This is a genomic window from Halanaerobium saccharolyticum (genome assembly GCF_004362045.1).
Classification (GTDB): Bacteria; Bacillota; Halanaerobiia; order Halanaerobiales; family Halanaerobiaceae; genus Halanaerobium; species Halanaerobium saccharolyticum_C.
Genome location: NZ_SNWX01000004.1, coordinates 132077 through 157297, shown reverse-complemented (window position 1 = coordinate 157297; position 25221 = coordinate 132077). Strand labels below are relative to the sequence as shown.

Genomic DNA, 25221 nt, shown 5'->3' with positions numbered 1-25221 from the left:
AGTTATTGTCCCAGTAAATCTTTAATTCTTTGATCAGCATCTTTTACAGCCTCTGCTGCTGTTTTATCTTCTACAAATGCTTTTTGTGTTTCCACCTGCAGAATATTGGAAACCTCTGCATAATAAGGAGACTTAGGTCTTGGGTATGCACTTACAAAAGCAGGAAACATATCTTCAATAAAAGGCATTTTTTCTAGAATATCAGAATCAGAATATAATGATTCTCTAGCAGGAATATGACTTAGACCTAGAGCAGCCATCTTCTGAGCTTCTTTACCGCCTCTGAACTTGGCAAATTCAACTGCCTCTTCTTTATGATCTGAATACTTAGAAACCATTACCTGCCAGCCGCCCAGAGTGGAATAACTTCTCTGATCAGGACTTCCCATTGGAAGAGCTGCAATTCCCACTTTTCCAACCACCTGAGAGTTATCAGGATTCTGGGACTTACGCCATCCACTTGGCCAGTCTCTTAAGAATACAAGTTTACCGGAGAAGAAAGGCGCTCTTGCATCACCACTATAAAAATTAACTATACCATTAGGCATAATATTATCTTTATTAATCATATCAGTCATTGTTGAAACAGCTGCAACTGTTTCAGGGCTATTATAGACTACTTCTCCTTCTTCATTAAACACTTTTCCTCCATAACTCCAGACAAATTCCATCAGGTTACAGGTTAAACCTTCATATTGAGCCCAGGAACCTGCATGACCTTTAATTCCTTCTTCCCTCTCCATAATATACCTGGAAGTTTCAATTAATTCATCCCAGGTTTTAGGCACTTCTTTATTATGTTTTTCTAAAAGATCTTTTCTGTAATAGAGCATTCCAGCATCTGTACGATAAGGAACTCCCCATACTTTACCCATGTATGTTACTGCACCAACCGGTCCAGGTAAAAAATCGTCCATTTCAACTTCAGATAAGTAGCCATCTAAAGGCTCTACCCAACCAGCAGCTGCAAAAATTGGTGGCCATGTCACATCAGAATCAAAAATATCCATTGAATTATCCTGAGACTGTAAAATAGTATTTATCATCTGTAACTTTTTATTTGTATCCTGTGGTAATTCTACTAAATTTACTTTTATTCCAGGATGTGTTGCCTCAAACTCTTCAATAATATCCATTCTGGTACCATTTTCTACGCCATGAGAGTAATAATTTAAAACTATGTCTTCAGCACCTACGGAAATAGAAACTAGAACGATAAGTAAAAAAGTCAGCAAAATAATATTTTTTCTCATTTTGTCCCCCTTTTTGCCATCGTTGGCAAAATAATTCAAAAAATAACCTCCTTGCTTTAATTTTTTTTGCCATCGTTAGCAATTTTATTTAAAAAACTTTATTATATTATTACACACTTTATTATTTTTGTCAAATTCAAAATATTTAAGATATTTAAAATCGTATTTATAAAAAGACTCCCTTCTATGTCCCACTTTTTTTATACTACCGTTTTTTTAAAAGGGAGTCTTATTTATAATTTTAATTTATAACAATTCTGCCGAATCTTCGTCTAAAAAGACATCTGTACTTTTATGCTCTTTTAAAATTGAGGAAGGACAGTCAACTGAAATTTTATCATCTCCCAGGCAATTTTTTACAGCCTCGGCTTTTCTTGAACCGGGCACTGTGCAGATAATATTTTCTGACTTCATAATCTGTTTAACTGTCATCGTAATCGCATTTTTGGGAACATCAGCAATAGTCTCAAACCAGCCTTCTTTAACCTGCTGTTTTCGGGAAACATCATCCAGCTCAATAATAATAAAAGGCGCTTCTTCTTCAAAATCTGCAGGTGGTTCATTAAAAGCCAGATGACCGTTTTCACCTATGCCAACAAATGCCGCCTGGATTTTATCTTCTTCCTTAATTTTTTGATTCAACCTCTGACATTCTTTTTCTGGATCATTCATGCCATCAATTAAATTAATTTCTTTTAATTCACCAACTTTAGAAATGAAGTTTTCTTTAATATATTTTCTAAAACTGGCCTTATGAGTTTCATCTATACCTACATATTCATCCAAATGATAAAGCTTAGTTTTGGACCAATCTATATCATCAAACTCTACCAGTGCTGCTAAAAAATCAAGTTGAGAATTACCGGTAGCAATAATAAATACTGCTTCCCCATCTTTTTCGATACTTTCAATCAAAATCTCTCTAGCTCTTTCTGCTGCATATTTACTTGTTGTTTTTTTGTCTTGATAAACATTTATCTTCATTTTTTGTTTCCTCCTATTTGATTAATTGTAATTAGAAAATTAAATCTGGTAAATATAATGTAAATTCTGGCCAGAATGTAGTTAATAAAAGCACTGCTCCCATTACTATGTAAAATGGCACTAAGATCTTTAAAGTTTCTTCAATTTTTATACCGGCTATTGCACAGCCTATATATAAAGATGTCCCAACTGGAGGGGTATTTAAGCCAATACCCAGATTCAACATCATCATGATCCCAAATTGAATTGGGTTCATTCCAAGTTGTACAACTATCGGCAGTAATATTGGAGTTATAAGTAAGATTATAATTCCCATGTCCATTATCATTCCCAAAAAGAGCAGAATAACATTAATTAAAAGCAATAAAATTATTCTATTCTCAGTTATGCCTAGGAGTGAATTTAATAATAGCTGTGGAATATTTAAATAAGCCAGCAGCCAGGCAAAAGCACTCGAGGTACTTATTATTGCAATGATCATTGAGAGTGTGCCAATAGACTGATTAAAAATTTTAATTATATCTTTTATAGTCAGCGACTTATAGACAAAGAGAGATAAAAACAGAACATAAACCACAGCCACTGCCGCTGATTCAGTAGCAGTAAATACTCCAGCTACAATACCGCCAATAATTATAATTATAGTAAATAGTCCTAAAAATGAATCAAACACAACCTTAGGCACCTCTTTTAAGGCAATGGTTTCACCAGTTGGATAATCTCTCTTTCTAGCTAGAATATAACATAAGACCATCAAAAATATACCAAGGGTAATTCCAGGTATATAACCAGCTATAAACAAACGTCCAACAGATAAACCGCCAGCAGCAAGTGAGTAATAAATTATATTTTGACTTGGTGGAATTATTACTCCCTGAACTGAAGAAGTTGTAGTTACTGCAACCGAAAAATCATCATCATATCCTTCCTCCTGCATCAAAGGAATTAAAAGAGCCCCAATTGAAGATACATCAGCAGATGATGAACCAGAAATTCCACCAAAAAGCATACTGGCCAATACATTAACCATGGCCAATCCACCTTTGATTCTACCGATAAAAAGACTTGCAAATTTAATTATCTTTTCAGAAATACCGGAATTCCCCATAATTAATCCGACTAAAATAAAAAATGGAACTGCCAGAAAAGTAAAGGTTCTCAAACCAGAAATCATGCGCTGGAATACCATGATTAATTGAATGTCTAGATAATAACTTGTTAAAACCGAAGATATACCCATTGCAAAAGCTATCGGGACATTTAAAAATATTAAAAGAAAAAATGATCCTAAGAGTATAATTATTGCCGGCTCCATGTTTCTCCCTCCCTAAACACCATAAAAAACATTTTAATAGTGCTCTGTATTACTAACATTATCCCTACTATACTTATTAAAACAGCAAGTGTTCTCGAAGGAATATTAGTAGCAGGTAATGGACTAATTATATTGTATTCATATAACTTAAGCCCCTGATAAAACATTGTTCCACTAAATAGCATAATCATTAATTCTGAAAATAAATTCATTACTTTTTTCCCTTTTTCAGGTAACTTGTCTACAAAAAAGGTTATACTAATATGGTTTCCATCTCTATGACCTTTAATGATTCCCAGAAATCCAAACCATAATAATAAATATATCGAAAACTCCTGAGCCCCCCTAATTGGCGAACTAAATACATAACGCATAACCACTGATACAAAGACTAAAGCTACTAAAACTATTAATGAAGAAACACAGATAAAAGTTATGATTTTATAAATACCTTCATAAATTTGATTTAACAATTTTTTTGGCATAAGCTTACCCCCAGATTTAAAGTGGTATAATCCCCTTTGCAGAGGATTATACCTGTAAATAAGTGTTTATTGTAATTCAATAATTCTATCAATATAACCCTGGAGCTCAGGATACTCTTCATAAAGTGGCATTACTGCTTCCTGAAACTCTGATGTATCTACTTCTGTAATTTCTACTCCAGCTTCTAATACTTTTGCTTTAGATTCATCCTGGAAAGCTCTCATTTCTTGTTTTTCAAATTCTTTTGCTTCTTCTGCAGCTTCCATTATTGCCTGCTGATGTTCTTTAGAAAGACTTTCAAGTTTAGCTTTATTCATTATGATAATTGCTGGTGGATGTATATGATTATCTACTGCATAATATGGAGCAACCTCATAATGACTTGAAGTATAATAACTTACATAATCATTTTCTGCACCATCAATTACACCAGTCTGTAGGCCACTGTAAACATCACCATAAGGCATCGGTGTTGGGTTCGCTCCAAGAAGTTCCACCATTTTCATTGGTAATTCAGCTTCCTGAACTCTGATGTTCATTCCTGCCAGATCACTTAGTTCTGCTACCGGTTCAGTTGTATAAAAACTTCTAAAACCAGATTCAAACCAGGTAAGACCTACCAGACCAACTTCTTCAAGTTTGCTATTAATTTCTGTTCCAACATCACTTTCTAGTACATTCCAGAGATGATCATAATTACTGAAAATAAAAGGTAGATTAAATACTCCAACATCACTTACAACTTCTGCCAGTGGTACAGCATTTACTCTTGCCATTGCAACAACACCAGTACGAGCCATAGAAATTGTTTCTGCTTCCTGACCTAAAGTGGCACCATAGTGTACATCAATTACTACTTCCCCATTTGTTTTTTCTTCAACTAAGTCAGCAAAATAGAGATCTGCTTTTGTCACAGGGTTATCTGCAGGTTGATTCTCAGCGAGTTTTAAAGTGATTGTCTCAGCCATAACAGTCTGCCCAAAGGTTAATAACAAAGCAAATACGAAAAGCAAAGATAAAATTTTCTTCATTTTTTTATACCCCCATAATTTTGTTTTAATAATTTCTAAAGACCATAAAAACTCCATATCGCTTTTATTAGCAGCATCACCTCCCTTAATAGTTAATTAATTAGGTTAACTAACTAATTAATTAAAAAATAATTCTTATCCCTTTTGATATCGTATATCTCCCTCTACAATAACAATTTCAACTTCTAATTCTTTATTTAAAATAACCAAATCAGCATCTTTCCCCTGAGAGATAGTTCCTTTTTGATCAGCAATACCCATTATTTTTGCTGGAGTAAGTGTAGCCATTTTAACTGCTTCAGTTAAGGGAACATCTGCTAATTTAATCATATTTCGAACAAGCCTGTCCATTGTTGCAACACTGCCTGCAAAGGCCTGACGATCCGGCATCTTTGCAACTCCATCTTCAATTATTACTTCTATACCATTTTCTAAACTACCTAAAATAGACTTACCTTCCGGCATTCCTGCACCACGCATAGCATCTGTCACTAAAACTATACTGTCTGCTCCTTTTATCTTATAAATCAATTTTAATAATTCAGGTGGCAGATGATATCCATCTGCAATAATTTCCACATTAAATTCATCAAATAAATATCCTGATTCTACAGCTCCAAGGACTCTAGAACCATTTACCCTCTTTAAGGAACTCATACCCGAATAAAAATGAGTCAGTAAACTATATCCATGTTCAAGCGCCTTGAGCATATCCTGATATTCTGCATCAGTATGCCCAATAGATGCAATAATACCTTTTTGCTGTAAAAAAGATGCCAATTCTAATGCTCCTGGTATTTCTGGTGCTGCGGTAACTCGCGCAATATAATCTGAACTATTTATAATTTTTTTATAATGCTCTGCGATTGGTTCTTTTAAAAATCTTTCATCTTGAGCTCCTTTTTGATTAGCAGATAAATATGGACCTTCTAAGTGAACCCCCATAATTCTGGCACCTTTGTTATTTTTGGATATTGCTATTTTTAAATTATCAAACAATTTAAATAATTCTTCATCTTTTGCTGTTAAAGTAGTAGGATAAAAACTTGTGGTACCGTACTTAATATGACTTTCAGCAATTTTTAAAATGGAATCTACATCACCATCCATTAAATCAGCTCCGCCACCCCCATGTAAGTGGATATCAATAAAACCAGGTGCTATATATTTGCCAGTTAAGTCTAGAGTTTCTGCATCCTGATGTATATTGTTACCAATGCTAATAATTTTTTTGTTCTGGATTAAAAGATTTGCTTTTTTGATCTGATATGGAGTTATCAGATCAGCATTTAATAACTGCAGCATATTTTACCCCCTTTCCATGTAATAATATTAAGAAAATTCTTTTAATAAATCTAATATTTCTTCATTTTTATTTAAGAATTTTTGCTCCGATTCTGTAAGCTTTACGTTTTCAGTATTTGACTCACTTACATCATTATTTTCAACTATAAATATTTCAGCATCTTTAAACATCAAATTAAAATGCCATTCATTCTTTTTTACCAGATAAAATTTTGACTTTTCCAGCCAGTTAATATCTATCTTTCCCTCATTTTTAGTTAACAAACAACATTTACCTGATAAAAGTATAAATCCCTCATCACTCTCAAAGTGTCTCTGCCAGACCAGATCTTGCTGGGGAGAATAATTTTTATATCCAACCCCCCATCGCTGATTAGAAAAGATCATCTTATAACCCAGTGTATCGCTTTTTAAAACATTCAATTTAATCACTCCATAAAATATTTTTTTATTAACTCTCTTTCAAGATTCTGGAGAGAATTTGCTATTGCTCCTAAAACATAAACCTCATCCTCTAACTCAGATACTAGAATCTCAGCAGCAAATGGAACATTTTTTAAAATCTGTGATTTTAGATCAACAATATAATTATCAATTATCTGACTATATTCTCCTCCAATAACTATTACTTCTGGATTTAAAATGCTTATCAGATTAATTAATAACATCTTAACATTTTGATTAACATTGTCTATATATCGACTCAGTTCTGGATTATCTTTAACTATAGTCTTTAACTCATTAAAATCTGAAACTTCAATTCCAATTTCTTTCCTTATTTCTTCAAGCATTGTATCAGTATTAAATCGCTGCTCAAAAGAACCACTATCAGTTATTTTATCTGTTAATTGCTTAGAACTGGTTACAGAAAATCCGATTTCGCCTGCAAGACTATTATAACCACGATATAACTGGCCGTTAATAATAATTCCTGCTGCAATCCCATTTCCCAGTTTTAAATATACCGCATTATTTTTCTTTGCAATCTTACCCTGCCATTTTTCGCCAAGTACAGCTGTATTAACATTGTTCTCCATCTTAACCTGGCAGTTATATTCTTCATTCAATCGGCTAATTATTGGCTCATTTTGCCAGTCACCACTGTGCGGGGCAAATTTTATTTCCTGTTCATCATGATCATATACCCCGGGAAAAGAAATACTAATACTTAATAATTTATCTAAATCAATTTGATTATTTTTTAAAAGGTGTTCAATACTATCAATTAAAAAACCTAAACACTTTTTATTATTGTCTTTATAATAAAAACTTTCTTCTTTAATTACCTCACCTAGATAATTAGCTAGAGCAATTGTTAGTTTTTTTTCGGAAATTAATACTCCCAGCAAATAGCCGCAGTCTTCATTTAATTTAAGTAAAATTGGTTTTCTGCCGACATTGTTTCCGATATTCTCATCATCTGTTTCAATTATTATATCACTGTCTATTAAAACATTTACAATAGATGAGACACTTGGAGTACTCAAAGAAAGTTCTCTTGCAATATCAGCTCTGGATAGTTTTCTTTTCGAATTTTTAAGTAGTTTAATCAATTGTTTTATATTTTCGTGTCTTATATTTAAGGGTTTATAAGATTTATGTCGTGAATTTGTCATATATAATCACCTAATTTGTATTATTTATTAGTTAACCTAATTAATTAATTCAACACTAAATCAAAATCTCCTGCAAAAAAATAGAATTTTTTTAAAATTATTTTATTAATATGAATTCGATAAACTATATTATAAAAATCCTGCCGTTTAAAAATTACAGAAAACAGCAGGATTCCAGTTTCTATTCAATTAGATTTATCAATAATATTTATGCCGCAGTTTGATATTAGGACTTAGCTTTTATATATTATCTTAGAGCTAAGCTTCTCTAGCCTCTTTAATTTTCTCTATAAAAGCCGCCGCAGTTTGAGTAACTTTATCAAAATCTCCGGTTTTAGCACCAGCAGTCAGGGAACTTCCAACTCCTACCGCTGCACTTCCGGCTTTTATCCACTCAGCAACATTATCCAGATCGACTCCACCTGTAGGCAGCAGTGGTGCCTGAGGTACCGGGCCTTTGATAGCCTTAATTATTTCTGGACCAAAAAGTGAGGCCGGAAAAATCTTAACTAGATCAGCACCTGCCTCCATAGCTGTAATCACTTCGGTAACTGTCATTGCTCCCGGTATTACAGGCTTTTGATACCGATTGCATAATCTAACCATCTCTTTACTAAAAGAGGGACTGACAATATATTCCGCCCCGGCCAGAATACAGGCTCTGGCAGTTTCGGCATCCAGGACAGAACCAGCTCCTACTATGATATCCTCTTCTTTAAATTCCTGACTTAATTCAGAAATCACATCCACTGCTCCGGGAACTGTCATTGTAATCTCTATTCCCTTAATTCCACCTTTTTTGACTGCCTTTGCAATTTCAATCGCTTCTTCTGCATTTTCTGCTCTAACAACAGCAACTATACCTGTCTCCTTCAGTTTATTAATTGTATTCATTATAATCATCCTTTAAATAGTTTTTTGATACCAATATTTATATTTTTCAAATCGTGACTGATAAAATTGATGTCGATCTGAATTAAAATCAATAACTTTACCTTCTTCTGGCTGATAATCACTTAGCTTATCAATTAAGCCTAAAGCATTAAGTCCCAGAATAATCGATCCCATTGTCGAAGAATCTTTAAAATTAGATACTATTAGTTTTCTTCCGAAAATATCAGCTGCCATCTGCAGCCACTTCTCAGAATTTGTAATACCTCCAGAAATCCTGATCTTTTCAGGTTTTAAACCCATTTCTTCAATTATTAAATATGACTGATAAAGGTTGAATAAAACTCCCTCCAGAACTGCATAATAAAGGTCGGCTGAAAAATGGCTGCCTTTAATTTCACAGAACTGAGCTTTTCGCTTATCCTGCCAGCCTGGACATCTCTCACCATAAATAAATGGCAGAAAAATCGGGGCTTCTTTTTTATTTAGATCCTCGATAGATTTTTCCAATTCAGCAAAATTAGAATTATTTTCTTTTATCTTTTTTTTAAACCACTGAGTACAGTTGCCGGCACCAGAAGTAGCTGCCCCGACTATTCTTTTTCCTTCAGCACCATAATAACACCAGGTAGATGGTTGGTCCGGAATTTTAGCTTTATCTGATGTAACCCTGAGAGCACCACTGGTTCCAACTGAAAGTGTCATAATTTTAGATTTTAAACCACCGGCTGCTATCTGGTTAAAAGCCCCATCCGGGCCGGGAAGTAAGACCGGCAGTCCTGATTTTAAGTCAAGTTTTTGAGCGGCCTTTTTACTTAAAGAAGCTCGAAAATCATACTCTTTTAGTGGTGATAACTGTTCAGATGAGAGACCGGCAAAATCAAGTATATCCTGGTCCCAGTTAAGATTATTTATATTGAACAACCCGGTTCCCGAAGCAGATGCTAAAGAAATTGCCCGGCGCTTAGTTAATTTTTCGAAAATATATTCCGGCTTAGATGAAATAGATAGCCGCTCAAACTTTAAACTGCTTTTATCTAAATGGATAAACTTCCAGAGCGGATAGATACTGTGAACAGGACAGCCAGTTTTTTGATATACCGTCTGAGATATTTTTTTGTTTTCTCTGTATTTTAAAACTGTCTCACCGGCAGATGTATCAGCCCAGGTTAAAATATCAGTAATCGGCTTTCTGTCCTGATCTAAAACCAGAAAACTGTGCCAGGTGCTGACCAGAGTGATTAATTCAATTTTATTTTTTTCTGCTTTAGTGAAGCCGTTGATTAATTTAGCGGCCGTCTTTATAAGAAATTTATAAAGTTCCTCCGCTGACTGTCTTTCCATATTTCCAATCGTATCATCATAATTTTTGCTTAAGTTTTTAATAATTCCCTTTTCCTGAGAAAACAATGTCACTTTAACAGCTGAAGTACTAAACTCCAGAGCCAGAATGTACATTTTTTACCTCCTCTAAAATATATATTAAACTCCAGAGTAAGCTGCAAAGCCACCATCAATCGGTATAATTGAACCATTTACAAAAGAAGATGCATCTGAGGCCAGCCAGATTACCGCTCCTATTAATTCTTCCGGGCTGCCGTAACGGTTCATTGGAGTATTATTTTTAATTTTTTTACCTCTTTCGGTCTCCTCTCCTGTTTCCTGGTCAATCAGTAAATACTTATTCTGAGTTGTTAACAAAAATCCAGGAGCAATTGCGTTTACTCTGATATTTTCAGAAAAATTCTGGTTTAAATCAACTGCCAGCCACTGGGTAAAATTGCTAACAGCAGCTTTAGCTGCCGAATAAGCAATAGTTTTAGTTAGAGGACTAATAGCCGCCATCGAAGAAATATTTATAATACTTCCTTTATCATTAGCAGCAATTTCTTCTCCGAAAACCTGGGAAGCTAAAACAGTACCTAAAAAATTAAGATTAAAGACCCATTTTATGGCATCCTGGGGTAAATTAAAGAAATCAACCTCTTCACTGGTAGTTGCCTCTTTTTTATTGCCGCCCGCACCATTAATCAGGATCTCCACTCTGCCAAATTTATCTAAGACTTCCTGGCGGGCATTTTTTAAACTCTCTTTATTTAAAACATCTGTCTTGATTGCTAAAGCCTCCCCGCCATTGTCTTTAATCTCAGCTGCAACTTCTAATGCATTATCCAGATTAATATCTAAAAGCGCAATTTTAGCTCCCTGATTAGCAAGTTCAATCGCAATTTTACTGCATAAAATTCCACCGGCACCGGTTATTACCGCAACTTTATCTTTAATATCAAAAATATCCATTTTACTCCTCCTCATTTAATTACTAATTTAATCTGTCTATCTCCAATCAATCTATTCTTATCCTATTTTCAGTTTTATCCTGATTTCAATTTTATCTTGATTCCAGTCCTGTCCTGATTTCAGCTGAATTATTTTTATCCTGATTCCGGATAAATTAAAGGGCCTGTGAGGTCCAGAGTCCTGTTGTTGGGTTGTCAATATAATAGACCCGTTCGGCATTAATCAGAGTATTAAACCCGGAATCAAATTGAGAAATTGGGTAGCGGGCCAGCGCTTTATCCAGAGGTAAATAACTGTGATTTACCCCCTCAACCTCCTCGCGGCTCAATTTATCAGTCGCAAAAGTGACTTCAAATCTACCTTCAGTTGAACCGTGGATTAAGTGGGCTGCTGCTGATAAATTATTTTTTAGATCAGCATTATTCTCAACTTCTTTCCTGATTAGTTTACTACCTCGATACCCATATTTTCTAATTAGCTGATCTACCTCTTCGTATTCTCCAAATTCTTTTAAGCCCGGAGCAATTACAATCAGCTCTCCTCCATCAGCTATCGCCAGTCTGGTCCGATAAATTGCCTTACAGCTTAACCAGGTAGATTTAAATTCTTTTTCGTCCATATAAACAACTACTTTTTCCAGGGGCTCCGACACTTGAGTTATATTGTGCCGCTGACTTAATTTAACTGCCCACTTAAATATATCTTGATCTCGACCAAGATAAAGGCCCAGCAGATCAGTCGTTCCGGTCTCTTTATTCACTTCGGTAGAATTAACAGTTAAAATATAATCAACATCTACATTTTTTAAGAAGATATCTTCCGCATAATCATATAATTTTCTGACAGGAGTCTCCCCTCTGCCAAGTAAACGCTCTATTCCATAAACAGCACCCAGATAGTGAGAAACATTTATCATTTCCGCGCCACCACAGCCCACAAAAATATTTTTATTGAAATTTGACATCCCCACAACTCCATGAGGCAAAACCTGACCAACCGAAATTACAAGATCATATTCTCCATTAACCAGTCTTTTATTTATCTTGACCTCGATTGATCTTTTTAACTTTCCTTCAGAGATTGTTTCAACAAAATTATCCGGGATTTCTCCTATTTTCTGAATATCATTTTTAAAATCGTGAACCAAAAAATTCTCAAGTGGAATTTCTTGCCCAAACATATCCCTTATTTCCTGCTCTGTCATTGCTTTATGTGTCCCCAGGGCCGGCATAACATCAACTCGATGGTCAGCTTTTAAAAGTTGATATAATTCTCTGGTCAGTCTACCCGAACCCGAGTGTTTCCGGGTGTAATCTGGCGGGATAATGATTATATTTTTAATTTTAGAAGAAATTTGGGCTGTATATTTTCTTAAAAGCTCTTTTTCTTCTGCAGTCGATATTTTTTTCGAAGCAGAATTTCTTTCTAAAACTAAACTTTTATTATTAATTTTTAACACCTCCTGCTGAATTGTCCTCTAGCATTGCAATTAAATTTCTGGTGGCAGCAGCCGCCATTTTTTCCACTGCCTCTTTTGTATTGGCACCCATGTGAGGAGTCAGCAGAAAATTATCAAGTTCTAACAATTGATGTTTACCTGGAGGTTCTTCCGAAAAAACATCACAGGCTGCTGCTCCAAGCTCATTATTCTTTAGTGCTTTATATAACTCAGCTTCATCAATTAGGCCTCCCCGGGAAGTATTGACCAACACAGCATCACCTTTCATTAATGAAAGTTCTTTTCTGGAAATGAAATTTTCTGTTTCTTTATTTAGCGGCAGATGCAGGGAGACAAAATCTGCTTCCTGCAGCAGCCTGTCCTTATCCAGCATCAGCAGCTTATATTTTTTAATAAAATCATTATCATCAAAATAAGGGTCATAGACTTGAATGGACTTAAATATTCCGGCAGCTCTCTTTACCACTTCTCGGCCAATTTTTCCACAGCCCATTAAGCCTAAAGTCTTATCAGTCAATTCTGTACCCTTGATCCGCTTCCATTCTCCCTCTTTGACAGAAGTAACTGCCTGAGGAATATTACGGGCGGCTGCAAAAATCAGGCCCAGAGCTAACTCCGCTACAGATACATTATTGGTGCCCGGAGTATTATCCAGTTTAATATTTTTATTTCTGGCAGCTTCCAGATCAATATTATCCATTCCGACACCGTATTTAGAAATTGCTTTTAGTTTTGAAGCATTTTCAATTACCTTTCTGCTTATCGGATCAACACCGATTATGATTCCCACCACATCTTCAGCTAAATTGAGCATCTGTTTTTCAGTAAAGGTTTTACCCGTATCATTAAAAATAGGCTGATAATCTCCAGGCAGCGGCATCATTTTATCTCTAATTTTGTAATATGATTTTGGGGTAATCAAAATTTTTTCTGACAACTTTATTCCTCCTATAGGTTATTCCATTTATTTTTCTATTGAATAATTAATCCATCAGAAATCCACCATTGACATCAATTATTTCGCCAGTGATAAAACCAGCAGCATCTGATAATAGGAAACTTACAGCACCTGCAACATCTTCCGGCTGGCCCAGCCTCTTAAGCGGAATCTCAGAAATTATTCTCTCTCTTTTTTCTGCTGACCACTCTGAACTCATATCAGTTTCTATTGCATGAGGGGCAACTCCATTAACTGTTACATTATAAGGAGCTAAATCTCTGGCAAATGTTTTAGTTATTCCATCAACTGCTGCTTTTGAAGGACCATATCCCGGAGCAGAAGTTATGTCACCCATTTTAGCCGCGATAGAAGAAATGTTTACAATTCTTCCCTCTTTTTGTTTTTTAAATGCAGGCCGTAAATATTTACAGAATAAAAATGCTCCTCTGCAATTAACTGCAAAAACCTGGTCCCAGTCAGCTATACTTATTTTTTCACCATCTCTTCTTTTAATAATCCCCGCATTATTTACCAGAGCATCAATCCTGCCGTATTCTTCCCTAACTTCATTAACTACTCGTTTTACATCATCTTCTTTGGCCACATTGCAGTGTTTAAACCTGTACTCTCCCTCCTGATCAGAACTCTTTTCCTCTAATTTTTCACCTTCCTCTTTGTTAATATCACAAATTACTGCAGTATAATCATTTTCCACTAATCGATCAGCAATAGCTCTTCCAATTCCATTAACAGCACCCGTTATAATTGCAACTTTAATTTCCATTTAAATCTCCTTTCCTAAGCTCAAATCAGATCTTAATTTCAAATTATCTTAGTTGAAAATCAAATTAGGTAAAAAGATTACCAGTTGAGGAAAAAACACCAACAAAATTATTACTGCAAATAATGCTAATAAAAAGGGATAACTTTCTTTCATATATTCACCAACTGAGCATTCCATCACCGAACAAACCGAATACATTGCAACCCCCACCGGAGGTGTCAGTAATCCCATAGCACAGGTTATAACCATCACTACTCCAAAATGCACAGGATCAATGCCAATTCTGGTAATCACTGGCACCAGAATTGAGGTTAAAAGTAAAATTATTACTGTTGAGTCAATAAACATTCCCAGGAAAAATAAAAATGTGAGGATTATTAAAAATATTATTTGCGGACTGTCACTAATATTTAACAAAAAATTTGTTAAAATCACAGGTATTCTGTCCCAGACGATTCCATAGCTAAATAGTGATGAGAGGGATATTAAAAAGATTATCATTCCAACATCACCAATTGTGTCCCTAACTGAATCAATAAATCTCTGCCAGCTCAGTTCTCTATAAATAAAAACCCCAATTGCAATTGCATAAACTGCGGCAAAAGATCCGGCCTCTGAGGGAGTCATTAAACCAAATCTTAAACCTACAATTAAAATTACCGGAAATAAAAGGGCCCAGATACTTTTAATAAATGTTGGGATGATTTCATCAATCGAGGCCATTTTTTCTCTTTCCGGAGTATAACCCTTTTTTCTGGCGGTGATGGTAACTGCAGCCATTAAAAAAGCCATCATCATTAAGCCGGGTACTATTCCTCCTGTAAAAAGTCTTCCAATTGATATTTCACCAATGTTCCCATAAAGAACCAGACCAATCCCCGGTGGAACTGCTATACAGATCAGGGCCGAAAAACCTATAATTGCCGCTGAATAACCCTTTTTATACCCCTGTTTTGTCATATCAGGTCCTAAAATTCTGGCCTGCATGGAAGAATCAGCAATTGCAGATCCGGATACTCCTCCCATCAAGGTACTTAAAACCACCGTAACCTGGGCCAGGGTGCCATATAAATGTCCTGCTAAGACTGAGGCTAAATCTAATAATCTAGTCGTAATTCCTGTATTATTTAATAAATTTCCGGCTAACATAAACATCGGTATTGCCAGCAGGGTAAAACTCTGAGTTTCTGACAAAACTAATTGCACTGGCATTGTATAGGGCAGTGCCGGCTCCTGCATGAAAAAGAAAAATCCAGAAATTCCAATCGCAAAAGCAACGGGCATCCCCATCATTAGAAATATTGCAAATATAATTATTACTTCCAGCATCTATTATCTTCCCCCTAAATTAATCACTTAATTGATCAACCTTTTCTTTATTTTCCATTTTAACAGAGGCTGCCTCTTTTGACTTATAGACATGATGCAGCTTAACAATCGTAGAAATTAATAATAAAATTGAACCGACTGGAACACTGAGTGTTGCCCAGGCATAACTGAGTTCCGGAATACCCTGGAAGGTTCTAAATCTAGTATTATAAGTTTGAATAAATCCAAATCTAATCAGGTAACCCAGAAAAACAACAATAATTAAGTAATTTGCTAAAGTAATATAGTACTGAATCTTTTCGGGTAGTTTTAAAACAATATATTTAACACTTAAGTGTCTATCCTGGCGCATCGCAACATCCGCACTAAAAAATGCCGTCCAGGCAAAAAGAAAAGCAGAAATATCAATTGCCCAATTTAAAGGATGCCCTACTGCTCTGCCAATAGCCGACAGAAATACAATTACCATAATCAAAACTAAGAATATACCTGAAATCATCTTTTCAATCTGGCAGATCTTATTATAAATAATTTTTGCAGTCTCCAACTCTAAACCTCCTTAAGAACCCCGGCCAGATTTGACCGGGGATAACATTATTTATTTCTATTCTATTGCTTCCATTTCTTTATAAATCTGCTCTCTCTCATCCATCAAATCTAATTCTTTATAGGCCTGCATTCCAGCCTCTCTAAATGCTTCCAGATCAACATCTTCTATAATTGTCATTCCTTCTTCCTGGACAGTTTTCTTTATTTCCTCAGTCTGTTCGGCTAATTTCCGGGAAGTTTCCAGTCCAGCTCTATTAGATTCTTCTACTAAAACTTCCTGATAAGCTTCGGGGAGGCTTTCAAACCACTGATTACTTACCACCTGAAAGTTAACTAATAAAAAATGTCTGGTTTCATTTACATAATCTAAAACTTCAAATAAATTTCCAGCAGGAATATTACTGTAAACCAATTCCGCTCCATCAACAGATCCCTGCTGCAGTCCGGTATAAATATCGCCAAAATTCATTGCTGTCGGCACAGCACCTAATGCTTCCACTGACTCATGCCAGATTGGTGCGGGTGGAGTTCGGATTCTTAATCCATTCAGATCTTCGGGAGTTCTGACAGGGGTATTGGTCATAAAATGCCTGAATCCCTGAACCCAGGAGAAAGAAAGTATTTTGATACCATATTCTTCTGCCAGTTCTTTTTCCCATTTTTGCATGGTCGGAGTCTGGCGGAGTTTTTGAACTTCCTCGATTGAATCAACAAAATAGGGAGCGTTAACAACTGCCAGCCCGGGCACATAAGTACCTAAACGTGCTGCATCAGTATTCCAGGCTATGGGCACTCCAGATCTCAGCTGTTCTAAAACATCTTCTTCTACTCCCAATTGAGAGCTGGGGAAAACCTGAATTTGCAGATCACCATCAGTTCTTTTTTCTACTCGTTCTGCCATTTTTAAAAAACCTTCGTGAAAAGGATGGCTTTCATTTAAAACATGACCGTATCTTAAGGTATACTCCTGAGCAGAAACTGAAGCTGTGAGAACAAAAAGTAATGATACCAATACTATTAAGCTAAGAATTTTTTTCATAATTTAAAATCCTCCTTATTATTTTGTTGTTTCAAGATTCATTTCAAAATCCAAAGTACACTTTTAAAACAAAAAAATAGGGCCAGGAAAAATAAATTTCCCGGCCCACGGCCCCAGGTTAGTTTCTTATTTGACTTTTTTTATTTGGATTACGAAATTTTCTTTTTGCCCTTTTACTAAAACCTTTTGATATTTAAACAGTTTGTATATTTTATCTCCAGGTTGAAACTTAACTAAGTCTGTCAGCTCTTCTTTATATTTTTTACTCAAAAGAGATCCCTCCCGGGAACCACCAGGACTTATTAAACCGACTGTTCCAAAGATTCTGATTTTTAACACAAAAAGCGGGTCCTTAAAATTTACACCCTTCAACGAATGTGATATAATTATTCAGTATTAACTTTAACAGAACAGCGCCAACTGAAATCTGTTACCCTTTTTTATCTAATCTACTATCAATATTTAATACCTCCTTTGTCTGCAAAAAGAGCAAGGGATAACTCTGTCCATTTCTTGTTTCTGAACTTTAGTTTATAATTATCACATTTCAAGTTTATTATAGTTCTAAATTAGAACAATGTCAAGCTATTTTTATAAATTTTTTGTTAGTTTTTATTATTCGACAAAATTGGAGGAATTTTTTATGACTTTCGGTGAAAACCTTAAAAAAGCTCGCAAAAATAAAGGTTTTACTCAAAAAGATTTAGCTGAGATCGTCGGGATTAAACGCTCAACCATTGCCGGCTATGAAAGCAAAAACCAGGAGCCAGCTTATGATGTACTGAAAAAAATTGCTAAAGCCCTAGACTGCAGTATTGATACACTACTTGCAGTTGATTATAACAGCTATCAGGTGAGTGAAAATAATATTACTAAAGAAATATTAAATAATGATCAACTTAAATTATTATTTAACGAAATACGAGGCATGTCTAATGATAATATTGAATTTTATAGAAATCTGATTAAATTTATTGAGTCTGAAAAGGGGTAGAAATTTCGCTCGAAAACAAAAATCCTGTCAGCTGAAATAAAAACAGCTAACAGGAGTTCTTAATTATCTAATTTTAGATGTAATCAAACACAAACTAAGTAATTCCAAATAAGATTATACTCCAATTTATAAATCTTTAATTCTTTTTCCATACTTTTGAGCTAATTTTTTATTATCTGCATCTGCTCCATCTATATTACCACTTTTATAAACTGGTATTTCCATATCTTTTTCTTTCATAATTGCAATAGTTTCAGCAATAATGCTGTTAATAATATAGGAAGCGGCAATAGTAGAACCAGGAACAGCCTTAGTTATTTCAAAATCTATTACTGCATCTCCATAAGGAGTGTGGTTATCAAGAACATGATCTGCTACTTCAAATAATCTTTTTCCAGTGTGATGTCTGGAATCATTAGCTTTAGAATATTCCAGAGAAGTAAGAGCAATTACTTCTAAACCTTCTTTTTGGGCTTTAAGAGCTGCATCTATAGGGACAGGATTACGACCAGAATTGGAGACAACCAACATTAAGTCTTTTTCCTGCAGCTCATAATTATTTATAATAATCTCTCCATAACCTTCTAAACGCTCCATTTTAGTGCTTTTAATAGCTCCTTCATCCAACATAACTCCCGAATCAAAAATCGGACTCATAACTGCCAGCCCTCCAGCTCTATAAAATACTTCTTCTGCCAGCATATGGGAATGCCCTGAACCAAAAACGTGGATTATACCATCATTATTAATTGTCTCTACAAACTTTTTAGCTATTTTGTTTATTTTTCTGCTTTCATTCTTATCAATTGCTTTTAAAATCTCAGATATTTTATCACTATATCTTGCAAAAGACATTATTCAACCCCCTTTTCAAAATTATTGACTATCTCCACAATTTTAGCTGCTATTCCCTTTATTAATTTCTTTCCTTTTTCTTTTGTTGCCTGTGTCGGATCACCTAAAACTGCTTTATTAGTAATCTGATCCCAGGGTACAGAATAACTACTAAAATATTCTGGAATTTCTGGACTATCTGCTTCTGCTTTGCTCATATCTACAAGGTCACTATTCACCTGAAGCATCATTGAAGTTTCAATTTCTTCAGCATGAAGATAGTTAGGATGAACTCTGCTGCTTTCAATATATTTTCTTTCTAGATCTTTTAAACCAGGATGGGTAAAACGCAAAATTTGAATATCATATTTTTCTTTTATAAGTCTTTCTGCCTTTTTTAAAGCTGACTTATTACCAAAATGAGCATTAATAATTATTAATATTTCTACTCCATGATGATCTAAACTTTTAGCAAGATCACCAATCATAGAAATGAGGGTTTGATCACTCAAAGAAATAGATCCCGGAAAATTTCGTAGAGACCATACCTGGCCATATGGAATAAGAGGTAATAATAAAGCATCTAATTTTTCGGCAGCAATCTCAGCAATTTTTTGAGCAATATAATTATCTGTACTCAATGGTAGATGGTAACCATGAGCCTCAACTGCTCCTAATGGAAGTATAACTGTTTTACCTTTTAATTCTTTTTCTGCTTCTTTCCAGTTTATTTCTGCTAATTTTTTCATTAAATCACTTCCTAATTTTCAAAAAAGAGGGCTAAAAGAACCCCCTTTTTATTCCTACAAACTTAAGCAAATAAGCTCATTATCCACTTTAAAATAGTACCAAAGACAAACATGTCGGTGTCTCCACCCCAGAGTATAAATTCAGTTACAGTATCCGGGATAATATATTTGATAAATATTGCCTGACCAAATGTAATAATTGCACCTACAACAACACCAGCAATAATAGCACCTTTCACTCCACCAGTTTCATTACCAAAAACTCCAGCACCAGCAGCATGGAAAAAGATAGCAATCATAGGAGGAACAAAAACATAAAAACCAGTGGCGCCCATAATTATCATGATTACAGCCATAGTTACAAAAGAGGCTGCAAAACCAATAATTGTAGCAGCAGGAGCATAGGCATAAGTTACAGGAACATCAAGAGCAGGCTTGGAATTGGGTACTAATTTTTTGGATATCCCCCTAAAAGCAGGAACAATCTCTCCAATTAATAATTTAACTCCATGAAGTACAACAGCAATCCCTGCACCAAACCGGAAACCCTTTAGAATTCCAAAAACTATATGATTTTTATTCCCAGCATATTGCCCTACAAATTCAGAACCGGCTAAAAGAGCTCCTAAGCCATACATTATTCCCATAACTAAAACAATCACAACATTACTGTCTTTTAGAAAACCAAGCCCTTCCGGCATATTTAAATCTTCAGTATCATTATCTTTATTACCAAAATGCTTACCTAAAACTGCTCCCAACCAGGCACCAGTTGAGAAGGTGTGACCTACAGCAAAATTATCTTTGCCGGTAAAACTTTTTACATATTTTTGTAGATAAGCAGGTTGTAGTGTCCAGTAAATTCCCAGGAGAATTGCTCCACTGATGATCATCCACATCTGGGAAACTCCCGGTCCATAAACCTGAACAACTATTCCTGCATAAACAAAACTGACCCAGAACATCATATGTCCTGTTAAATAAATGTACTTATATTTTGTAATCCGGGCTAATAAAACATTTACTAAAAATCCAAAAGTCATAATTAAGGTTACTGCTCCACCATAGCTACTTAAAAATTCATTTGTTGACATTCCACCAACCTGAGCACTTTGGGTCATTCCAAATACTTTCTGCCAGATAGGACCAAATGCTCCTAGAGAATTTGCTATTAAAGTAGAACCACCCTGGATAATCATAAATCCAAGTATTGTTTTTATAGTTCCCGTAACCACATCACTTGTACTTTTTTTCTGTAATAAGAGGCCTATTAGAGCAACCAGACCAATCAAACTTGCTGGCTCTCTAAAAATATTATTAGCAATCCATCTCGCTACAGCAACTAAACCATCCATTACATTACTCCCCCTTTTCCTCTAAGAAGTTTTGTATTTTTGATTTTATTTCTTCATTATCCATAAAATCAGAAACAGTAATCACAGGGACCTCAAAATCCTCTAGAGCATCCTCATGAAATTCTCCAGCCAGAATAAGATCAGCACCAGAGTTTTTAGCAGTACTTATATTACCATTATCTACTTCAGCATCAAGTCCAAGTTCATCCACAACATCCTGGACATTCATTTTAAGAATAAGACTACTGCCCTGTCCCGCTCCACATACTGTCAAAATCTTCATTACTCTCACCTCCCCCTATCATAGTTTTCAAAATAGGAAAGCAGTTCTTCTTTAGAATCAACTTCTTTTATATAATTAACATTTTCTTTAACTTTTAAAAATTCAGCTAATTCACTTAACATCTGAGTATGAGTGCTGTCATCAGCAGCGCAGAAACTGATTACTACCTTTACTGGGTCATTTTTAGAATGACCGAATTTTACCGGTTCTTTTAAAGTTAAAAGACTTAACCCATTCTCTTTTGCTCCTTTTTCTGGGCGAGCATGAGGTAAGGCAAGACCTGGAGTAATTACAATATATGCCCCTTTATCTTTTACCATTTCTATCATAGCATCTATATACTCGGCTTCTATTAGATTATTAACTTCTAAAATGCTTCCAGACTTTTTTATTGCTTCTTTCCAGTCTTTAGCTTCAACACCTAATCGTATATTATCTTTAGTTAAATATTCTGAGATCATTACTTACCCTCCTGTATCTGCTGAAATGGCAAAAATCTTTTTGGATTATCAATAAAAATGGTATCTATCTGTCCCTGGGTAAAGCCCTCTCTAAGTAGCCGGGGAATAAATTTATGCTGAATATATTCCCAACCCGGTCCTCCTCCATAGGATTTGAGATAAGACTTTCTTCCCATATCATTAGAAATAAAAAGCTGGTTTATAAAACCATCATCGACTAATTTTTTTAACATATCTATTCTCTTTTGATCTGCATAATATTTAATTTTGGATGGACCATCATACATAATGTTGGCTCCTCTTTCTAAAGCCCTTCTGTGGTATCCATAATCTAAATTTCTATCCATATGGATTAAAAGAACTCGCGCAAGATCAACTCCTTCTCTTTCAAAAATATCCAGCTGTTCCATTCCCATTGTTCCCATTTCAGTATGAGTTTTTATTGAAGCTCCTGTTTCTAAATGGGCATTTGCAGCAGCCACAAAAGTTTTCTCTTCTGATTTAGTAATTCGATTATAATCACTACCTGCTTTTAAAATAGCTGCTTTCAAATCTGTTCCATCTATACCTTCAGTCACTTCTCTGATCAAAAGTTCTGTAAGTTCAGCTAAAGAATAGTTATGAACCCAGTCTTCAAAAAATAGACCACGATTAAAACCAGAAGTAGCCAAAATATTAATCTCTGTTCTCTTTGCAATTTTAGCCATCTGATCAATGTTTCTTCCATAATCTATGGTAGTTCCATCTACAAAAGTATTAACTTCTGTTTTTTCCAATTTTCTAAGTTCTTCCACAGCCTTACGAGGACTATCAAGAACATAGTCCGAATCTTTTTTAACCCTTAAATCAGGTGGATCGGTAAGTAAATGTTCATGCATTCGGACAAAGCCTAAATCCTCAACCTCAATTTCTCCAGTTAAAGTATTAATCTTTTGCATTAAACTGACCCTCCTTTTTTAATTTTTTAGTAAATCTAAAATCTTTTGATTATCTTCAGTAGAAATTATCTCCTCCCTTAAACTGCTATTATATAATTTATCTACCAGATTACTTAAAGCTTTAACATGCTGTTCTTTATCTGGAGAGGCAAAGGCAACGACAATTTCTACCGGATCATTTTGAGAATGATTAAAATTCACTGCTTTACTTAAAGTTATCAAAGAAATACCAACTTTTTTCACTCCCCTCTCTGGAGCAGCATGAACAAGTGCAAGTCCTGGAGTTATTACTACATAAGGCCCTCTTTCCTCAATATTTCCAATCATATTTTTTATATAATTTTCAGACACCATTCCTGCAGCTGAAAGCAATTTTCCACTTTTTTTAACTGCTTCTTTCCAGTCTTTACATCTAACTTTAGCTCTTATTAAACCAGGATTTAAAATATCACTTAATTCTAGTTCTTGAATTTCTTTCTTGTTATCTCCAGCTTCCTCTTTTAAATGCTCTTTAAATAATTCTTTTAATTCATTTTCCAGGTCATTTTCTGCCAGCAGTTGATGATTTGCCTTTAATAGCTCTATCGTCTCAGCAGTTAGCTGATCAATATCTGTATTAACTTTTCCTCTTAATCCCTCACATTCTTCAATTTTTTTATTTTTTTGATAAATCTTATTATTGAAAATATTTATAATATAATTTTCTATATTTTTAATATCTTCCTCCTTTAAGAGAGGGTTTACCTGAATCTTATTAATCCCTATTCCCGGTAATTTAATAGTAGAAATCACAAGCTCTATCTCTTTCTCAAAACTACCGGCTTCTAGATCATGATAAGAATAAGTATCTACAATTTTTAAATTAGGAAATTCATTTTTCAATCTTTCTGCCAAAATTTGAGTTGTTCCGATTCCAGTACTGCAGACTAATGCAACTTTCAGTTTATTATTAAGTTTTGATTTAACGTTTTTTCTTTCTACTGCAGCTCCAATATGCATTGCAATAAAACCAATTTCTTCTTCTCTTATTTCTCCAAAAATCTCTGTCTGGATTACTCCAGCAGCTATCTTAGAAGCACGATAAATTTGAGGATATTTTTCTTGAATATCCGCAACTAATTGATTTTCAATATTAAGATCATATTTTATTCTATTTAAGGTAGGTTTTAAATGAAGCGCAAGACCATAAATTAACTCCTGATCATTAGTTAATTCTAAATTTAAAATTTTAGCAGCAATTCCGACCAGCTGATAGGTTAAATCTAGTAATTTATCATCAAACAATTTATCAGCTTTAAAATCAAAATCACCTAGATGGCGGAACTTCGCTCCCAGAAGATGAAGAGTAATATAACCAATTTCTGACTCTGGAATTTCTATTTTAAATTTAGAACTCAGCTTTTTTACTATCTCTTCTGCGATTTTAAACTCTTTTTTATTTTTAAGAATCAATAGCTGTTTAGACTTCATATTAATATCTTTGTTTTTAATAATTCTCTGCAGAGCAATTACTATATGGAGGATTAAGGCAGAAAATGCAGCATCAGTAAAAGAATAATCTAAATCTTTTTCGGTGTCTCTAATAAGATTTTTTACAAACTTAACCTGAGTAGAATTAATAGAATTTAATAAATCGCTATAAGAATCAATAAAAGAAGGTAAACTTTTGGTGTTTTCAAATAGATTAAGGATATTTATTACTTCATCTTCGGTACTACTGTCTTCTAAAAAGTCAAAAACCGCTTTTCGCCAGTTATTTTCATCCCCCTTGATTTCTATTCCATAATTAGGCTTACGGATTAATTCTAAATCTCTTTTAGCTAACCACTTTTCTACCTTGTTTAAATCTTTGATTATTGTTCCTTCGCTGACATCTAAATTTATTTCAAATTCTTTGACAATAATTGGTTCTTCTCTGGCTAAAAGTTCTTTTAAAATAATGTGCTGTCTTTCCTCTGGAGTATAGGCTCGATGATACTCTATTTCAAGATCCAAAATTTCTGTGAGTTTATCTTTGGCATTACTCTCAAGATAAATACCTATTCCCTGCTTACGGTGCATTTTAAGTCCTTCTTCTTCAATCCAATCTTCAATTTTATCTAAATCATATCTGATAGTTCTGGTACTAACCGATAATTCAGCTGCTAATTCTTTAATAACAAGAGGGCTGTCAGTTCTAATCAACTTTTTTACTATTTTGCATTCCCGATTTTTTAACATCTTTAGCTCCCCTAGTTATGGAAATATTAAAGTTTTTAACTCTTTATTTTTTCTAATTATATTGTACCTTCACAATTATCTAAGTTCAACAGTTGATTACCACAAATC

At 34.5% G+C, this 25221-nt stretch carries 26 protein-coding genes; 1 reads left to right on the top strand and 25 read right to left on the bottom strand.

Annotated features, from left to right (window positions below):
• Positions 1–2 precede the first annotated feature (2 nt).
• From DFR79_RS04495 to DFR79_RS16065, 18 genes are all read right to left on the bottom strand, one after another.
• Entirely contained in the window at positions 3–1253 is a 1251-nt protein-coding gene (locus DFR79_RS04495; protein ID WP_133514312.1) for an ABC transporter substrate-binding protein, read from the bottom strand.
• A 246-nt stretch (positions 1254–1499) separates the two neighbouring features.
• Positions 1500–2237, bottom strand: coding sequence for a glucosamine-6-phosphate deaminase (locus DFR79_RS04490; protein WP_133514311.1), 738 nt, complete (start codon positions 2235–2237; stop codon positions 1500–1502).
• Between the two features lie 31 nt (positions 2238–2268).
• Positions 2269–3552, bottom strand: coding sequence for a TRAP transporter large permease (locus DFR79_RS04485; RefSeq protein WP_133514310.1), 1284 nt, complete (start codon positions 3550–3552; stop codon positions 2269–2271).
• The gene (locus DFR79_RS04480; protein WP_133514309.1) at positions 3537–4037 is read right to left on the bottom strand and encodes a TRAP transporter small permease; all 501 of its coding nucleotides are present in this window, start codon (positions 4035–4037) and stop codon (positions 3537–3539) included. The genes DFR79_RS04485 and DFR79_RS04480 overlap by 16 nt, the downstream gene beginning before the upstream one ends.
• A gap of 66 nt (positions 4038–4103) precedes the next feature.
• Positions 4104–5069: a TRAP transporter substrate-binding protein gene (locus tag DFR79_RS04475; RefSeq protein WP_133514308.1), complete on the bottom strand. Its 966-nt coding sequence runs from the start codon at positions 5067–5069 to the stop codon at positions 4104–4106.
• A 135-nt stretch (positions 5070–5204) separates the two neighbouring features.
• Positions 5205–6374 (bottom strand): N-acetylglucosamine-6-phosphate deacetylase, encoded by a 1170-nt coding sequence (nagA, locus tag DFR79_RS04470; RefSeq protein ID WP_133514307.1) that lies wholly within the window; start codon positions 6372–6374, stop codon positions 5205–5207.
• A 27-nt stretch (positions 6375–6401) separates the two neighbouring features.
• Complete coding sequence (locus DFR79_RS04465) at positions 6402–6797, bottom strand: hypothetical protein (protein ID WP_133514306.1); 396 nt, start codon at positions 6795–6797, stop codon at positions 6402–6404.
• 5 nt (positions 6798–6802) lie between these two features.
• Entirely contained in the window at positions 6803–7990 is a 1188-nt protein-coding gene (locus tag DFR79_RS04460; protein WP_133514305.1) for an ROK family protein, read from the bottom strand.
• A 258-nt stretch (positions 7991–8248) separates the two neighbouring features.
• Positions 8249–8893, bottom strand: a complete 645-nt coding sequence (locus tag DFR79_RS04455; RefSeq protein ID WP_133514304.1) for a bifunctional 2-keto-4-hydroxyglutarate aldolase/2-keto-3-deoxy-6-phosphogluconate aldolase — start codon at positions 8891–8893, stop codon at positions 8249–8251.
• A 3-nt stretch (positions 8894–8896) separates the two neighbouring features.
• The gene (locus tag DFR79_RS04450; protein WP_133514303.1) at positions 8897–10339 is read right to left on the bottom strand and encodes a gluconokinase; all 1443 of its coding nucleotides are present in this window, start codon (positions 10337–10339) and stop codon (positions 8897–8899) included.
• Positions 10340–10363: 24 nt separating this feature from the next.
• Positions 10364–11179 (bottom strand): SDR family oxidoreductase, encoded by an 816-nt coding sequence (locus DFR79_RS04445; RefSeq protein WP_133514302.1) that lies wholly within the window; start codon positions 11177–11179, stop codon positions 10364–10366.
• A 154-nt stretch (positions 11180–11333) separates the two neighbouring features.
• Positions 11334–12638, bottom strand: coding sequence for a lactate racemase domain-containing protein (locus DFR79_RS04440; protein ID WP_208107486.1), 1305 nt, complete (start codon positions 12636–12638; stop codon positions 11334–11336).
• The gene (locus DFR79_RS04435) at positions 12625–13575 is read right to left on the bottom strand and encodes a phosphoglycerate dehydrogenase (RefSeq protein WP_133514301.1); all 951 of its coding nucleotides are present in this window, start codon (positions 13573–13575) and stop codon (positions 12625–12627) included. Before DFR79_RS04435 ends, DFR79_RS04440 begins: the two co-directional genes overlap by 14 nt.
• A 46-nt stretch (positions 13576–13621) precedes the next feature.
• The gene (locus DFR79_RS04430) at positions 13622–14362 is read right to left on the bottom strand and encodes an SDR family NAD(P)-dependent oxidoreductase (RefSeq protein WP_133514300.1); all 741 of its coding nucleotides are present in this window, start codon (positions 14360–14362) and stop codon (positions 13622–13624) included.
• A 48-nt stretch (positions 14363–14410) separates the two neighbouring features.
• Positions 14411–15691: a TRAP transporter large permease gene (locus tag DFR79_RS04425; protein WP_133514299.1), complete on the bottom strand. Its 1281-nt coding sequence runs from the start codon at positions 15689–15691 to the stop codon at positions 14411–14413.
• Between the two features lie 19 nt (positions 15692–15710).
• Complete coding sequence (locus DFR79_RS04420; protein ID WP_208107485.1) at positions 15711–16238, bottom strand: TRAP transporter small permease; 528 nt, start codon at positions 16236–16238, stop codon at positions 15711–15713.
• 57 nt (positions 16239–16295) lie between these two features.
• Positions 16296–17279 (bottom strand): C4-dicarboxylate TRAP transporter substrate-binding protein, encoded by a 984-nt coding sequence (locus DFR79_RS04415; RefSeq protein WP_133514298.1) that lies wholly within the window; start codon positions 17277–17279, stop codon positions 16296–16298.
• Between the two features lie 126 nt (positions 17280–17405).
• On the bottom strand, positions 17406–17549 hold the full coding sequence (locus DFR79_RS16065; protein WP_166637959.1) for a hypothetical protein: 144 nt from the start codon (positions 17547–17549) through the stop codon (positions 17406–17408).
• Positions 17550–17922: 373 nt separating this feature from the next.
• Between DFR79_RS16065 and DFR79_RS04410 the strand changes: the two genes are divergently transcribed.
• On the top strand, positions 17923–18273 hold the full coding sequence (locus tag DFR79_RS04410) for a helix-turn-helix domain-containing protein (protein ID WP_166637971.1): 351 nt from the start codon (positions 17923–17925) through the stop codon (positions 18271–18273).
• A 126-nt stretch (positions 18274–18399) separates the two neighbouring features.
• Here DFR79_RS04410 and DFR79_RS04405 read toward each other — a convergent pair whose 3' ends face one another.
• The 7 genes from DFR79_RS04405 to DFR79_RS04375 form a co-directional block, all read right to left on the bottom strand.
• Positions 18400–19128 carry a sugar isomerase domain-containing protein gene (locus DFR79_RS04405; protein ID WP_133514296.1) on the bottom strand — a complete coding sequence of 243 codons (729 nt, stop codon included), beginning with the start codon at positions 19126–19128 and terminating at the stop codon, positions 18400–18402.
• The gene (locus tag DFR79_RS04400; protein WP_133514295.1) at positions 19128–19856 is read right to left on the bottom strand and encodes a creatininase family protein; all 729 of its coding nucleotides are present in this window, start codon (positions 19854–19856) and stop codon (positions 19128–19130) included. The genes DFR79_RS04405 and DFR79_RS04400 overlap by 1 nt, the downstream gene beginning before the upstream one ends.
• Before the next feature lie 62 nt (positions 19857–19918).
• The gene (locus DFR79_RS04395; protein ID WP_133514294.1) at positions 19919–21211 is read right to left on the bottom strand and encodes a PTS ascorbate transporter subunit IIC; all 1293 of its coding nucleotides are present in this window, start codon (positions 21209–21211) and stop codon (positions 19919–19921) included.
• Between the two features lie 4 nt (positions 21212–21215).
• Positions 21216–21494, bottom strand: a complete 279-nt coding sequence (locus DFR79_RS04390; RefSeq protein WP_133514293.1) for a PTS sugar transporter subunit IIB — start codon at positions 21492–21494, stop codon at positions 21216–21218.
• A 5-nt stretch (positions 21495–21499) separates the two neighbouring features.
• A complete protein-coding gene (locus tag DFR79_RS04385) occupies positions 21500–21955 on the bottom strand; it encodes a PTS sugar transporter subunit IIA (RefSeq protein ID WP_133514292.1) in 456 nt (151 codons plus the stop codon).
• The gene (locus DFR79_RS04380) at positions 21955–22893 is read right to left on the bottom strand and encodes a phosphotriesterase family protein (protein ID WP_133514291.1); all 939 of its coding nucleotides are present in this window, start codon (positions 22891–22893) and stop codon (positions 21955–21957) included. Before DFR79_RS04380 ends, DFR79_RS04385 begins: the two co-directional genes overlap by 1 nt.
• Before the next feature lie 18 nt (positions 22894–22911).
• Positions 22912–25113, bottom strand: coding sequence for a BglG family transcription antiterminator (locus DFR79_RS04375; protein WP_133514290.1), 2202 nt, complete (start codon positions 25111–25113; stop codon positions 22912–22914).
• Positions 25114–25221: the final 108 nt, after the last annotated feature.